General features: G+C 58.8%; 13 protein-coding genes. 1 reads left to right on the forward strand and 12 read right to left on the reverse strand.

Annotated elements, in window-relative coordinates; all coding sequences use genetic code 11:
• Positions 1–9: 9 nt before the first annotated feature.
• From KQI82_RS03815 to guaA, 5 genes are all read right to left on the reverse strand, one after another.
• Positions 10–810, reverse strand: a complete 801-nt coding sequence (locus tag KQI82_RS03815; RefSeq protein ID WP_216558967.1) for an SDR family NAD(P)-dependent oxidoreductase — start codon at positions 808–810, stop codon at positions 10–12.
• A 29-nt stretch (positions 811–839) separates the two neighbouring features.
• Complete coding sequence (locus KQI82_RS03820) at positions 840–1,946, reverse strand: glycerol dehydrogenase (RefSeq protein ID WP_216558970.1); 1,107 nt, start codon at positions 1,944–1,946, stop codon at positions 840–842.
• 623 nt (positions 1,947–2,569) lie between these two features.
• Positions 2,570–3,502, reverse strand: coding sequence for a cysteine synthase A (gene cysK / locus KQI82_RS03825; protein ID WP_216558973.1), 933 nt, complete (start codon positions 3,500–3,502; stop codon positions 2,570–2,572).
• Positions 3,503–4,217: 715 nt separating this feature from the next.
• The gene (locus KQI82_RS03830; protein WP_216558976.1) at positions 4,218–4,463 is read right to left on the reverse strand and encodes a hypothetical protein; all 246 of its coding nucleotides are present in this window, start codon (positions 4,461–4,463) and stop codon (positions 4,218–4,220) included.
• Positions 4,464–4,643: 180 nt separating this feature from the next.
• Positions 4,644–5,933 (reverse strand): glutamine-hydrolyzing GMP synthase, encoded by a 1,290-nt coding sequence (gene guaA / locus KQI82_RS03835; protein WP_216558979.1) that lies wholly within the window; start codon positions 5,931–5,933, stop codon positions 4,644–4,646.
• Between the two features lie 204 nt (positions 5,934–6,137).
• On the opposite strand from guaA, the gene KQI82_RS03840 reads away from it, so the two are divergent.
• A complete protein-coding gene (locus KQI82_RS03840; RefSeq protein WP_241426605.1) occupies positions 6,138–6,311 on the forward strand; it encodes a hypothetical protein in 174 nt (57 codons plus the stop codon).
• Between the two features lie 122 nt (positions 6,312–6,433).
• On the opposite strand, the gene KQI82_RS03845 is transcribed toward KQI82_RS03840, so the two are convergent.
• The 7 genes from KQI82_RS03845 to KQI82_RS03875 are packed head-to-tail and all read right to left on the reverse strand — an operon-like array spanning position 6,434 to position 13,631.
• Positions 6,434–7,060, reverse strand: coding sequence for a V-type ATP synthase subunit D (locus tag KQI82_RS03845; protein ID WP_216558985.1), 627 nt, complete (start codon positions 7,058–7,060; stop codon positions 6,434–6,436).
• Entirely contained in the window at positions 7,057–8,472 is a 1,416-nt protein-coding gene (locus tag KQI82_RS03850) for a V-type ATP synthase subunit B (protein WP_216558988.1), read from the reverse strand. Before KQI82_RS03850 ends, KQI82_RS03845 begins: the two co-directional genes overlap by 4 nt.
• A gap of 14 nt (positions 8,473–8,486) precedes the next feature.
• Positions 8,487–10,247: a V-type ATP synthase subunit A gene (locus tag KQI82_RS03855; RefSeq protein WP_216558991.1), complete on the reverse strand. Its 1,761-nt coding sequence runs from the start codon at positions 10,245–10,247 to the stop codon at positions 8,487–8,489.
• Positions 10,244–10,873 (reverse strand): V-type ATP synthase subunit E, encoded by a 630-nt coding sequence (locus KQI82_RS03860; protein ID WP_216558993.1) that lies wholly within the window; start codon positions 10,871–10,873, stop codon positions 10,244–10,246. Before KQI82_RS03860 ends, KQI82_RS03855 begins: the two co-directional genes overlap by 4 nt.
• A 12-nt stretch (positions 10,874–10,885) precedes the next feature.
• Positions 10,886–11,191, reverse strand: coding sequence for a V-type ATP synthase subunit F (locus KQI82_RS03865; protein WP_187332450.1), 306 nt, complete (start codon positions 11,189–11,191; stop codon positions 10,886–10,888).
• Between the two features lie 11 nt (positions 11,192–11,202).
• Positions 11,203–11,655 (reverse strand): ATP synthase subunit C, encoded by a 453-nt coding sequence (locus KQI82_RS03870; RefSeq protein WP_241426606.1) that lies wholly within the window; start codon positions 11,653–11,655, stop codon positions 11,203–11,205.
• Positions 11,656–11,690: 35 nt separating this feature from the next.
• Positions 11,691–13,631 (reverse strand): V-type ATP synthase subunit I, encoded by a 1,941-nt coding sequence (locus tag KQI82_RS03875; protein WP_216558995.1) that lies wholly within the window; start codon positions 13,629–13,631, stop codon positions 11,691–11,693.
• Between the last annotated feature and the right edge of the window lie 22 nt (positions 13,632–13,653).

Below are 13,653 nucleotides of genomic sequence, written 5' to 3' on the forward strand. Positions count from 1 at the left end.
CAGGCCTGTTTACAGCCTTACTTGTCCGCAGGTGATGGAGAAATTGCTTCCCGTGGTGGCCCGGCCCAGATCGCTGCAGAGCATGGCGGCCCAGTTGCCGATCTCTTCGATCTCAAGGAGCCGGTGGGTGGGGATCAGGTCCGCAAAGTAGTTGTAGCCGCCCTCCTCATCCGTGCCCAGCTGCTCGGCCATGCGGGCGATGGAGTTTACCATCATGGGGGTCCGGACAAAGCAGGGGCAGATGGCATGGACCAGGATATTGTCCTTGGCCAGCTCGTTGCCCCAGATGCGGGTGAGGTGGGAGACGGCGGCCTTGGAGGCGGAATAGGCGCTGTAGGTTTCGGTGGTCAGGAACGCCTGAGAGGAAGAGGTGTTGACGATGCGTCCCCAGCCGGCCTTCTTCATGTAGGGCACGGCGTGCTTGGTGCAGATGACCACGCCGTGGATGTTGATGTCCGAGACCTTCCGGAACCGGTCCATATCCAGGTCCTGAACCAGGTCCTTATAGATGATGCCGGCGTTGTTGCAGAGGATATCCAGTTTGCCGTACTTCTCCGCGATTTTGGCAAATACCTCCTTCACATTCTCCTCGTCGGTCACGTCCATGATCATGCGGTCGATGTCCGGGCAGAGCGTATGCTCGGCGCCCTCCTGGTCCGGCTTGAAGACAATGTCGGTTGCCACAACCGTGGCTCCGGCGTCACAAAGGGCATTGGCGATTCCAAGGCCGTTTCCCTGGGCCGCCCCGGTGACCACGGCCACATGGCCGCTGAGATCAAAGAGTTTTGCAAAGCGGTTTAGATTTTGCATGAGCGGGTACTCCCTTCCGTCTTTTATTTTTACAGTCCCCGATAGGTTCTTCCTAACTTGTCAGCCACCAAAATGGCGTTGTACACCGACTCGGTGGTGACCAGGAAGGGCTCCTGATGGACCAGCGGGCCGTCGGCGGTCTTGCGGGCGATGGCCATGACGTTTTCATAGGTGGGCTCCACATTCAGCTGCTCCAGCGTGACAGGCAGCCCGATGTCCACCATGAACCGCATCACCTGATCCACAGTCTCCGTGGGCGTGTTCTCCAGCACCATCTGGCAGACCACGCCGAAAGCCACCTTCTCGCCGTGGAGGTAGGCATGGGTGGAGGCAAGGGCGGTCAGGCCGGAGTGGATGCCGTGGGCGGTGGACAGGCCTGTGTTCAAAAAGCCCAGGCCGCTGAGCAGCGTGTTGGCCTCGATGACATTTTCCAGCGCCTCCGTGACAACGCCCTGTTCAAGGGCGGTCAGGGCGCTGCGCCCGTCGGCAAAGAGAATGTCCCAGCAGGACCGGGCGATGGCCATACCGGCCTTGCAGCGGCGGTGGCCGGAGCCGATGTAGTTGGGGGAGTCGGACTGGTCGCAGGCCAGCGCTTCCGGATAGGTGGCCAGGGCGTCGCCCATGCCGGCCACAAAGAGGCGCTTGGGCGCCTTAACGATGATCTCGCTGTCCACCAGCACCAAATTGGCGTTGTGCTTCATCTTGCGGGACCCAATGTATTCGCCGCCGGCTGTGTAAACCACCGCGATCTCGCTGACCGGAGCGTCGGTGGAGGCGGAGGAGGGGACGATGATCACAGGCACGTCCATGGTGTCGGAGCAGAGCTTGGCGGTATCCAGCGTCTTGCCGCCGCCCACGCCCACAATCAAAGAGGCGTTGTGCTCTTTTGCGACCTTGCTGATGTGAGCGACCTCCTCGTCGCAGCACTCGCCCTGAAACTGGATGGAGACAAAGCTGGTCTCAGCGCCCTGGTAGGCCTTTTCCAGCTGTGCGTTCAAAGTCGGGTAGAGGAAACTGTCGATCAATACACAGGCGTTCCCATAGGCGGCCGTATACTCCGGCAGGTGATTGAACTCGCCCGGCCCCTGTATGTATCTGAGGGGACTTCCGAAAGCTCTTGTCGTGGAATTCACCATACTCCGTAGCGCGCTGCTTGACGCGCGCATACCCTCCTGTTCCATTTTTAAAGTTTTAACAGCTTTCTCAAACGGAAAGCGATTGAAGTTATCTCTACTATAGTCACATTGAAAAATATTTTCAATAATAATTTTCAAACTCTTTACATTTTCTATGTTCTTCATGAAAATCCCAAGAGGCAATTGGATGAAATACACAAGGAACGGTTGATAACTCAATCGAATTTGTGGAAAAAATCAGATCAAAGAAAAATATTGCATCAAAATAAAGCGATATCCTTTGCGAAAAAACCAATAGTAAAAGAAAAAAAGGGGAGAAATAAGGCATTATGAATAAAAAGGTAAAAAACGGCACTAAAAGTGGGAAATACTGGATTCAATGCGAAAACTATTTTTAAGTTGATGACAAAGCGCTAAGAAATCACCAAAAAATATTCAAAAGAAAAATTATTTTCAAAATGATTTTTACCATAAAAGTTTATGCGCCAGCCGGATGGTCCATGCCTTAATTATTGCCCCGCTGCAGGCGCACAGGTTGGCGCGTGGCGATGCAGAAGGCCCCGATCAGTTGATCGGGGCCTTCTGCATCGCTTTTGGCGGGGCGCCTTTTCCTGAAAAGGCGGTTATTCGGAAAAGAGGGGGGTGGAGAGATACCGCTCACCGGTATCGGGCAGCAAGGCCACAATGGTTTTGAACCGGTTCTCCGGACGCCTGGCCAGCTGGATGGCGGCCCAGACCGCCGCACCGGAGGAGATGCCTACCAGCACGCCCTCCCTGCGGCCGATGAGCCGAACCGTGGAAAAGGCATCCTCATTCTCCACCGGAAGGACTTCGTCATAGATGGATGTGTTCAGCACGTCCGGCACAAATCCCGCGCCGATGCCCTGGATTTTATGGGGTCCCGCCGTACCCCCGGTGAGCACCGGAGAAGCGGCGGGTTCCACCGCCACCACCCGGACAGCGGAGTTTTTGGACTTGAGATACTGTCCCGCGCCGGTGATGGTGCCGCCGGTGCCGATGCCGGATACGAAGATATCCACTGCGCCGTCCGTATCTTCCCAGATTTCCGGGCCGGTGGTGGATTGGTGGACGGCCGGGTTGGCCGGGTTGGTAAACTGGCCGGGAAGAAAGCTGTTTGGAATGGATTTGGCCAGCTCCTCGGCCCTGGCAATGGCGCCGTTCATTCCCTTGGCCCCATCGGAGAGGATGACCTCCGCGCCATAGGCCTTCATCAGCTGCCGGCGCTCCACGCTCATGGTCTCCGGCATAACAAGGAGGATGCGGTAGCCTCTTGCAGCTGCCACAGAGGCCAGGGCGACGCCGGTGTTGCCGGAGGTGGGCTCGATGATGACGGATCCGCTTTTCAGCCGCCCGTCTGCCTCCGCATTGTCGATCATGGCCTTTGCCACCCGGTCTTTTACAGATCCCGCCGGATTAAAGTACTCCAGCTTTCCAAGGATGCGGGCCTCCAGCTTCAATTCCCGCTCTATATGGGTCAGCTCCAGCAGCGGTGTCCTGCCGATCAGCTGGTCCACGGATGTATAAATGTGATTCATAGTAATCTCTCCCTGTCAAATCAAATATATGGGCGCATGAACTCCTTTGACAGGGACATCGGCCCATCCGGCGCGGAAAAGCAGGCCGGAGCATGGAAAATGAGCGGTCCATTCAAATACCAACCTTTCAAACAGGTTACAGGGAGCATACAACATAAATCATAGTTTGTCAATAGGAAATATAGAGTTAATTCGGATAATCTGCCTTGAAAAGCAGATACCGGAGGAGGGACGGAGGAGATGATGCACACAAACAGGCAGCGTGCGCTGGGAAGCGCGGCCGACCTGACAAACCTGACGGCCTACGCTGGGGTTGGCATCCACCTGATAGACCGGAACTGCACTTATTCACTTTTCATACTTTTAAGCATGGACTTATACTTGCTATCGTTGACAAATGAGAATAGTATGGATGGCACTGCAAGTGCAGACAATAGTAGGCATAGTGTAGCGGTACTGACATCAGCGGAGAAATAAGCCACAGCCCTGTTCAATATAAGCCAGGGAACTCCAAGCAGCAACCATGACACCCCTTGACTGTGAATATAGGACTCTGTCCAGTCGTGTCCCCTGTATTTAACTGGTATAATTTGAAATCCAAATACGCCAGCAATTCCATAGATTGACCAAAACAGGCTCAATGCAAAAATGACATCCATCAAAATTACCCCCGTTTAACTTCCGATTTGCCACTCTGTTGTTTACAAATAGTATATCATAAGGGGGGCCATAAATCCACTTTCCTTGCCTTTCGTTTGACTGAAGGAGCGCCGGGGCCGTTTCCGGGATTTCCTGCCTGCTCCCGCTGTTTGGCGACCTCCACGACTTCTGCCTCCCGGGGGCCAAAGGCCCGCTTCACCCGCTCAAAGCCGGCGGAGATCCGCCGCAGGGCCCTGGTCTCCGCCTCCATTAAGCGGTCAGATAGATGGGCGCTGTTCTCCTCCGCCCGGGTATATATCACTTGGCGTAAAATAAAAAAAGCCGCCCTGCTGAACGAAAAGTTCAGCAGGGCGGCTTTTTTGTCCTTTTGTGACGATTCCCCTTGCACATACCGGGCCGACGCAAATCATATCAATCCGGTATCAAGGGCGGCAGTGACGGAAAAAGCCTGTATTCATGCGGGTTTGCACCCTTTCGGACTTCATTCCCATTCAATGGTGCCGGAGGGCTTCGGCGTCAGGTCGTAGAGGCAGCGGTTGACGCCCGCCACCTCGCTGGTGATGCGCCGGGTGATCTTCTGGAGAAGGGAGAAGGGCACATCCTCCACCGTGGCGGTCATGGCGTCCACGGTATTTACGGCCCGCAGGATCACCGGCCAGTCGAAGGTCCGCACGCCGTCCCGCACGCCCACGGACTTAAAGTCGGGCACCACGGTGAAATACTGCCACACCTTGCCCTCCAGGCCGGCGTTGGCAAATTCCTCCCGCAAAATGGCGTCGGATTCCCGCACCGCCTCCAGGCGGTCCCGGGTGATGGCGCCCAGGCAGCGCACTCCCAGGCCGGGGCCGGGGAAGGGCTGGCGGTAGACCATGGAATCCGGCAGGCCCAGGGCCTTGCCGCAGGCGCGGACCTCGTCCTTAAAGAGCATCTTCAAAGGCTCCACCAGGGCGAAATCCAGATCCTCCGGCAGGCCGCCCACGTTGTGGTGGGACTTGACCGCCTTGACGGTCTTGGTGCCGCTTTCAATGATGTCGGGATAAATGGTTCCCTGGCCTAAGAAGCGGATGCCGTCCAGCTTCCGGGCCTCTTCCTCGAAAACGCGGATAAACTCTGCGCCGATGATCTTGCGCTTGCGCTCCGGGTCGTCCACGCCGGCAAGCTTGTCCAAAAAGCGGTCCACAGCGTCCACATAGACCAGATTGGCGTCCATCTGGTGGCGGAAGACCTCGATCACCTGCTCGGGTTCGCCCTTGCGGAGCAGGCCGTGGTTCACGTGGACGCAGGTGAGCTGCTTGCCGATGGCCTTGATGAGCAGGGCGGCCACCACGGAGGAGTCCACGCCGCCGCTGAGAGCCAACAGCACCTTCTGATCGCCCACCTGGCGGCGGATCAGCTCCACTTGGTCGGCAATGAAGTTGTCCATGGTCCAGTTGGCCTCGGCGCCGCAGGTGTGGAAGACAAAGTTGGAGAGGGCCTTCTTCCGCTCCGATTCGTCGGCGCTCCAGGGGGCCTCCCCCTTGTGGTCGGCGGAGAGAACCGGCAGGCCGCAGTTGAGAAGGTCCGCCGAGACGTCGATGGTGACGCCGTCCACCACCCGGTTGGGGCCGCCGTTGAGGATCACGCCCTTTACGTTGGGGAGGGCCTTGAGCTCCTCCAAGGTGAGATCGTGGGGGTGAATTTCGCTGTAAACGCCAAGAGAGCGAATTTCACGGGCAAGACGGGGGTTTTCCTCGCTGCCCAGGTCCAAAATGACAATCATGTCCTGCTTCATTGCAGTCCTCCTTAGTATTTTAATAGGGATATCCTACCATAGATGCACCGCTTTTCGCAAGAGAGTTCGGCAGCTTCCGCATACTCTGTTTGTGGGACTTATGAGTTCAGGCGATGATCCACAGCTTAAAAAACAAGTTCTTTTCTGGTAGAATACGTTGCGGCACAAAATGTGATGAAGGAATTCTGTATGGGGGATGGCAACATGAACAACACCGCTGTAAGGGCAATTATCACAGTTGCTGTATTTTTGCTGCTTTACTGTTTGTCCGGTCCGGTGATCGGATGGACACAATACGACATGTACTTAAAAGGAATTGAATTTTTAGCAGCGGTAATTGGCGCGGGCTGTTATTGGATAGGAAGAAATAAAAAATAAGTTGCTGTTTGATTGCAGCTTTTATTCAGGGAGGCCTATATTATTTGAATGAAAAACACGTTAAGATACACAGATAAGGATAACGGCAGCCTCCGATTTTTCCGGAGGCTGCCGTATTGGATTCAATCTGGGCGCTGGGCCTGCTTCTGCCGCTTGATCACCTTCAGGCGGGAGAACTCCTCCCGCTCTTTTTCCTCAAGAGCGTCGGTGATGAATTTCACCGTGGATTCCAGGGTGGGGATGCTCACGTTTTTCAGCGCGTTGGCCCTGCGCTGGGTCTTGACAATGGCCTGTGCCAGGCGAAAGGCGCTGTTCTCCACCTCCGCCAGAAGAGCGGTCATCCGTTTGGCCTCGCAGAAGCGGCAATAGGCATTGTCCAGCAGGGAGTTGCTCTGGTGAAGCCCATAGGAGAGGGTGCGCTGCGGCTCCTCATATTCCACAATGGGGATATCCACGCCCATTACGCTGCGAAAGCGGATGCGCCCGATGCCGTGATCCACCGGAGCGGCCTGTGCCAGATCGCCCACCGAACCCAGTGTCTGATTGGCCTTGGCCAGGGCCTCGTAGGCCTGCTGATAGGTGGAGCCGATCTCCCGGCGCAGCTGCCTGGACTGGTCCAACAGCGACATCATCTCCCGGATCAGCACGTTGCGCTTTCGGTCCAGAAGGTCAAAGCCCATGGAGGAGAGGGCAAGTGATTTTTTCGCGGCGATCAGATTGCCCTTGGTGGCAAAAATCTGCTGGCTCACAGCTCCTCACCCCTTTGATCCAGGAGGGACTGGGCTTCGTCGGGGTGATAGTGTGCCTCCAGCATCTCATTGTCCACCCGGTCCAACTCGCTTTTGGGAAGAAGGGACAAAAGGGTCCACCCCAGGTCCAGCGTTTCATCCATGGTGCGGCTTTCGTCAAAGCGCTGGGTGATGAAGTGGCGCTCAAAGGCCGTGCCGAACTTCAGGTACTGCTGATCCACAAGAGAGAGGTCCTCCGCGCCGATCACCGAAGCAAGGGACCGGGTATCCTGGACATGGGCGTAGGCGGCGAACAGCTGGTTGGAGACGGAGGCGTGATCAGCCCGGGTATAGCCCTCGCCGATGCCGTCCTTCATGAGGCGGGACAGGGAGGGGAGCACCGCCACGGGGGGATAGACGCCGGTGGCGTCCAAAGAGCGGTCCAGCACGATCTGGCCCTCGGTGATATAGCCGGTCAGGTCGGGAACCGGATGGGTGATGTCGTCGTTGGGCATGGTGAGAATGGGAATCTGGGTGACGGAGCCGGAAGCGCCCTTGACAATGCCGGCCCGCTCATAGAGGGAGGCCAGGTCGGAGTACAGGTAGCCGGGGTAGCCCTTTCGCCCGGGGATCTCACCCTTGGAGGAGGAGAACTCCCGCAGAGCCTCGCAGTAGGCGGTGACGTCGGTCATGATGACAAGGATGTGCATGCCCAACTCGAAGGCAAGGTACTCCGCGGCGGTCAGGGCACAGCGGGGCGTCAGGATCCGCTCGATGATGGGGTCGTTGGAGAGGTTCAAAAACATGGTGGTCCGGTCCATCACACCCGCCTCTTCAAAGGAGCGGCGGAAGTAGTCGGCCACGTCGTTTTTTACGCCGATGGCGGCGAAGACGATGCCGAAGCGGGTGCCGTCGGCTTTGGCCAGGCGCGCCTGGCGCACGATCTGGACGGCTAACTTGTTGTGCTGCATGCCGGGACCGGAGAAGATGGGCAGCTTCTGCCCGCGGATCAGGGTCATCAAGCAGTCGATGGAGGAAATGCCGGTGTGGATATAGTCCTGGGGATAGACCCGGGCCACGGGGTTCAGGGGCAGGCCGTTGATATCGGCCTTCTTTTCGGAGAAGAGGGGCCCCAGGCCGTCGATGGGACGGCCGGCGCCATCAAAAATGCGGCCGGGCAGCTCCGGAGATAGCGCAAGCTCCATGGGATGACCCGTCATGGACACATGGACGCCGCTCAGCCCCAAGTCGTTTGTACCTTCAAACACCTGGATGATGCAGCGCTCACCCTCAATCTGCACCACCCGCCCCGAGCGGATGCTCCCGTCGCTCAGCCGCAGGCGGACCATTTCGTCGAAGCCCGCGCCGGTGACGCCGTCCAGCGCCACCAGAGGGCCGTTGATCTCGCTCAGGCCGGTCAAATCAATGCTCATTTGTCTCCCTCCCGTCACAGCGCTGACAGGACCTGGTCGATGTCCTGGTCATAGCGGTCGAACTGCTCCGGATGGTCGTTGGGCACCTCGTATTTCATCTTGGAAAGGCGGCTGAAGATGCCGGACTCCAGCACCTCGGAGAGGGCCACGGCGTGGGGCTCGGCGCCCTTTCCGGAGATGGCTTCCAGGACACCGTGGTAGAGGTGCAGTATGACCTCCATCATCCGCAGCTGCTTGCTCAGCGGCACATAGGTGTCCTCCTTGTGATAGGCGTTCTGCTGCAAAAAGCCGGTGCGGATCAGCTTGGCGATCTCGATGATCAGCTTCTGGTCGTCCGGCAGGACGTCGGAGCCGATCAGCCGGACAATTTCCATCAGCTTGTTCTCCTCGTGCAAAAGGCCCATCAGCTCCTGGCGGCGGGCCATGAACTGGCGGCCCGCGTGCTGGGCATACCACTGAGAGAGGTCCTCCACATATTCGCTGTAGCTCTCGTTCCAGTTGATGGCTGGGTAATGGCGGTTGTAGGCCAGGGATTTGTCCAAGGCCCAGAAGCAGCGCACAAAGCGCTTTGTGTTCTGGGTCACCGGTTCTGAAAAGTCCGCGCCCTGGGGCGAGACGGCGCCGATGATGGACACGGAGGCCTCCTGGCCGCCAAGGGTCCTGACCAGACCGGCCCGCTCATAGAACTGGGAGATGCGGCTGGGCAGATAGGCGGGGAAGCCCTCCTCGGCGGGCATCTCCTCCAGACGGCCGGATATCTCCCGCAGCGCCTCGGCCCAGCGGGAGGTGGAGTCGGCCATGATGGCCACGTGGTAGCCCATGTCCCGATAGTACTCCGCCAAAGTGATGCCGGTGTAGATGGAGGCCTCCCGGGCCGCCACCGGCATGTTGGAGGTGTTGGCGATCAGGACCGTGCGCGCGGTCAGGGGCTGGCCGGATTTGGGGTCGATGAGCGCACTGAACTCCTCCAGCACCTGGGTCATCTCGTTGCCCCGTTCGCCGCAGCCCACATAGACGATGATGTCCGCGTCGCACCATTTGGCCAGCTGGTGCTGGGTCATGGTCTTCCCGGTGCCGAAGCCCCCCGGGATGGCCGCGGTCCCGCCCTTGGCGATGGGGAAAAGGGTGTCGATGATCCGCTGCCCGGTGATGAGGGGCACGGAGATGGGCAGCCGCTCCGCCGCCGGACGGGGCGTGCGGATGGGCCACTTTTGGCATAGGCTCAGCTCACGCTCCCGGCCTGATTCCTCCCTGAGGCGTACCACCACGTCGTTGACGCGGCAGAGGCCGTCCCGGGCCGCGAAGGTCACCGTGCCGCAGAGGCCGGGGGGCACGAGACAGCGGTGCTCAATGAGCGGCGTCTCCGGCAGGACGGCATAGACCTGGCCCGGGGAGAGGCGCTGGCCCTCACGGACCTTCACGCTCACCTGCCATTGGCGCTGTTCATTGAGGGCGCTCAGGCTGGAGCCCACGTCGATCACGGCGCCGGAGGTGCGCATTAGCTCCATCAGGGGCCGCTCGATCCCATCATAGATATTGGAGAGGATTCCGGGACCCAGAGTGGCGCAAAGGGGCGAGCCGGTGGACTCCACAGGCTCGCCGGGAGTCAGACCGGTGGTGGATTCATATACCTGGATGGTGGTCTTCTCCCGGGTGATGCCGATGACCTCGCCGATGAGCCGCCGCCGGCCCACATAGACCATCTCCAGCATTTTCAGGGATGTGGCGCCCCGGACGGTGACCACCGGGCCGTTGATGGAATACACTTCATTCACAGCTGATCACCTCCCGGGCCAAGGAAAAGTTCCGAAGTTTCGTAAAACCACTGGCGCTGGGCCTCCAGGGCCGAGTCCAGCGTTTCATCGGCGGCTCTGCCGCTCCCGGGCAGAGAGACAAGCAGCCCGCCCAGTGCAATGGCGCCCGCCGCCTCCACGCGGCAGGGTGCGCCGCAGGCCTGGATCAGCTCTTTTTCGTACCGGAGGTCCTCCGCTCGCACCTGGAGCACTACTTCCTCCCCACTGCGCCGGAGGCCGGCGGCCGCGCCGGCCTTCCTGCGGAGATAGGCTGCGTAATCCGGGCCGGCGGCAAAGGCGCTCAGCCGCTCTCTGGCCTGGGAGAAGAGCTCGTCGGTGAGCTGGGAGCGGCGCTCATAGAGCTGGCGGCGCAGCTTGTTCCGACGGACCGAGACCCTCTGACCCGCTTCATGCTCAATCCGGAGCCGCTCCTCATCCAACATGTGGTGGGAGTTCCCCCGGGCGTCGTCCTTGCATTTGCCCAACTCAGCGGCGCGGAAGGACTCCAGTTCCGCGTCGATTTTGGCGATCCGCGCGTCGGCCTGACGCATGATGCTCTGGCGGAACTGCTCACGCTTTTTTTGAATATCCCGCTGAGACGCTTTCATGTGAACTCCTCCCTACAGTTTGATGCCCAGAGATTCGCCGATGTACCGCTCCAGAGCGGCCCCCACATCCTCCCCGTGGCGATCGGGAATTTCCACGATCAAAGGGCGTTTGTAGTTCCGCTTGCGCTCGTTGATCAGCGCGGAGCAGAGCGAGACAAGCTTGGCCGTCACAAGCACAATGCCGATGTCCGGGTCCTGTACGGCCTGGCTGAGCGCCTGCTCCACCTCGTCCGCCTGATGGACCACGACGCCTTCAATCCCGGCCAGGCGCATGCCCATCTGGGTATCCATATTGTCGCTGATTAAAAAGAATTTCATTGTAAAGCCTCTTACAGGCGGTTGATAATCAGGATGGAGATGAGCAGGCCGTAGATGGCGATGCCCTCGCCCAACACCACGAAGATAATGGCCTTGCCGAAGGATTTCGTGTTTTCACTGACCGCTCCGATGGCGGCGGGGGCTGCGGCGGCCACGGCGATGCCCGCGCCAAGGGCCGAAAGGCCGGTGGAGAGGGCGGCGGCCAGGAAGCCCAGGCCCTGGGCGGTGGTGCCGGCGATGGAGAAAGCCGCGGAGTCCGCGGCGGCCGCTGCCGGCTCGGCGGCAAAGCCGGTCATGGGCAGTACGACGCCGCAGAGGCACACGAAAGCAAAGGTGCACAGGTTCATGACAATCCTGCGCCGGGCGGATTTGGCGCTCAGGCGGCCCCGGGCAAGGGGCACTATCGGCGCGCACAGCGGGGCGATCACAAGGGAACAGATCAAAACAACCGACCAAATACTCATGTTGAATTCCTCCAAATCTCTTGGGCAGACGCCCGTTATGGCCGCTGGGACTCAGCGGCAATGGACACAAAGGGGATTCCCTGCCCCTCAAAGTAGTGGCTGAACATCTCATAGAACTCCAGGCGCAGGACCTGAATGCCCACGATAAAGCCCTCCAGGGCCATGACAAAAAGATTTCCGCCGATGAAGGTCAAAATGCTTCCCGAACCCCGCATCATCTCAGTCAGCGTCAGGACTACCGCCATCATGCCGGCGTGGCTGATGACAAAGCCTCCCACACGCAGAAAGGACATGGTATTGGTGACAAAGCTCAAAAGCACCTCCAGCAGCTCAAAGAACCCCTCCACCAAGAAGCCGCCGGGACTTACGCCAGGGGGCAGAGGGCGGCTGCCGGCAATCAGCCGCCCCAGCGGCTCTTTGAGAAAGATCACCAGAATGGGCAGGATGCACAGGCTGAGAAGAATGGGGTTTCCAAAGAGGCTGCGGCCCATGACCATGGAGACCACCCCGGTGAGTACGGCCCCATAGAAGATAAGCCCCGCCAGGCCGTTTTGAGAGAAGAAAGCCCGTTCCACGTCGTGGGCACGCAGGCCCAAGACGATGTTCATGCAGATGGAGGCCACGATCAGCACCACGCCCAAGCCGATGGCAAAGAAGAGCAGGTTGTTCATGGTCACGGGGCTCATGATTTCAATGGGCTTTTCCGTAAAGCCCAAGGCGTGATAGAGAGGGTTCAGGGCGTTTTCCAACCCAAACACCGATCCGTAAAGAAGGCCGAACAGAGCGGAGGAAAGGCCGATGCGGCTTAAAATCCGGCCGAATTCCATCCCCTTGCACCGGGCAAGGAAGAATCCCAACAAAGCGATGCAGAGCCCCTGCCCAAGGTCGCCGAACATGATGCCGAACAGCAGCGTGTAGCTGAGGGCCAGAAAGGCGGTGGGATCCAGCTCTTCATAGGAGGGGATGCCGTACATCTCTACGAAGAGCTCAAAAGGGCGGCAGAACCAGTTGTTTTTCAACAGGGTGGGCGTTTGAAAACGCCGGTCACTGTCGTGGGGCCTGAAGTCCACGCTCAGGTTGCCGAGCCCGGCAAACCGCTCGGCAAACAAGGGCTCATCCGCGGTGGGGATGAATCCGGTGATGTGGAACATGTCGTGGTAGGCGCCCACATACTTGCGGTATTCAAAGGTACGGTTCAGCGCGGAAAGGCGGGTATAGGCGGAAAGGATGAAGCTGCTGTTCTGCATCATGATCTCGGTGAGCTTCTCATTGACCGTCTCCAAATCCCGGTTGGTCTGCTCCAAGCTGCGCTCCAGGCTCTCCCTGGCAGCTTCCGGCGTTCCGTGGATGGTTTTGGGCACCCAAATCCGCTCAAAGTAGAGGGAGGCAAAGAGGTCGTCGATCTCGGCGATCACCTCCTCGGTGGTGAAATAGAAGCCGTAGCAGTACTCCTCGTCCTCAGTCAGCGAGACAAAGACAAAAAGCTGATCGGTATAGTAATCCAACTTCCGGTAGCTGTCTGTGGGAAGCCGGCCGAAGCGGACCTTCACATACTCGCAGGAGAATATGTCGTCCACGTCCGCGTCCAGGGTCTGAAGCCTCTCCAAAAGCGCAAGGGCGTCTTTATTTTCCTCGGCGAACCCGGTGAGCTTTTTCCGGTAGTCGGAGAGCTTGTCGAACTGGTCCTTCAGCGCGGACAGGGAGGCTCGCATTTCCTCCGGGGAGGGCGGCGCCGAGGCGGAATCCGGGTCTGGCCGCAGCTCAAATCCGGTGAGCTGGGCCAGATCGGTCAGCTGCTGCAGCAGCGGCTTGTAGGGGTTTTCCTGCGAAATGGGGGAAAAGCCTTTGACCTTGCCGGAGAGCTGAAAGGGCTGCTCCGGGTGGAAGCGGGGGATTTCCGTAAGGCGCAGCAAAGCCTCGTCCAACACCTGGAGCTTGCCGGTCAGCTGCACCAGCGTCATTTTTTCAATGGACAAAATTACACCGCCTTTCCAATCT

Source organism: Dysosmobacter acutus (assembly GCF_018919205.1).
GTDB classification, from domain to species: domain Bacteria; phylum Bacillota; class Clostridia; order Oscillospirales; family Oscillospiraceae; genus Oscillibacter; species Oscillibacter acutus.

Bases quoted from the DNA above. Each gene is read 5' to 3' on its own strand.
- KQI82_RS03815 (WP_216558967.1), bottom strand. From the start codon at position 810: ATGCAAAATCTAAACCGCTTTGCAAAACTCTTTGATCTCAGCGGCCAT.
- KQI82_RS03820 (WP_216558970.1), bottom strand. From the start codon at position 1,946: ATGGTGAATTCCACGACAAGAGCTTTCGGAAGTCCCCTCAGATACATA.
- cysK (WP_216558973.1), bottom strand. From the start codon at position 3,502: ATGAATCACATTTATACATCCGTGGACCAGCTGATCGGCAGGACACCG.
- guaA (WP_216558979.1), bottom strand. From the start codon at position 5,933: ATGAAGCAGGACATGATTGTCATTTTGGACCTGGGCAGCGAGGAAAAC.
- KQI82_RS03840 (WP_241426605.1), top strand. From the start codon at position 6,138: ATGAACAACACCGCTGTAAGGGCAATTATCACAGTTGCTGTATTTTTG.
- KQI82_RS03850 (WP_216558988.1), bottom strand. From the start codon at position 8,472: ATGAGCATTGATTTGACCGGCCTGAGCGAGATCAACGGCCCTCTGGTG.
- KQI82_RS03860 (WP_216558993.1), bottom strand. From the start codon at position 10,873: ATGAAAGCGTCTCAGCGGGATATTCAAAAAAAGCGTGAGCAGTTCCGC.
- KQI82_RS03865 (WP_187332450.1), bottom strand. From the start codon at position 11,191: ATGAAATTCTTTTTAATCAGCGACAATATGGATACCCAGATGGGCATG.
- KQI82_RS03870 (WP_241426606.1), bottom strand. From the start codon at position 11,655: ATGAGTATTTGGTCGGTTGTTTTGATCTGTTCCCTTGTGATCGCCCCG.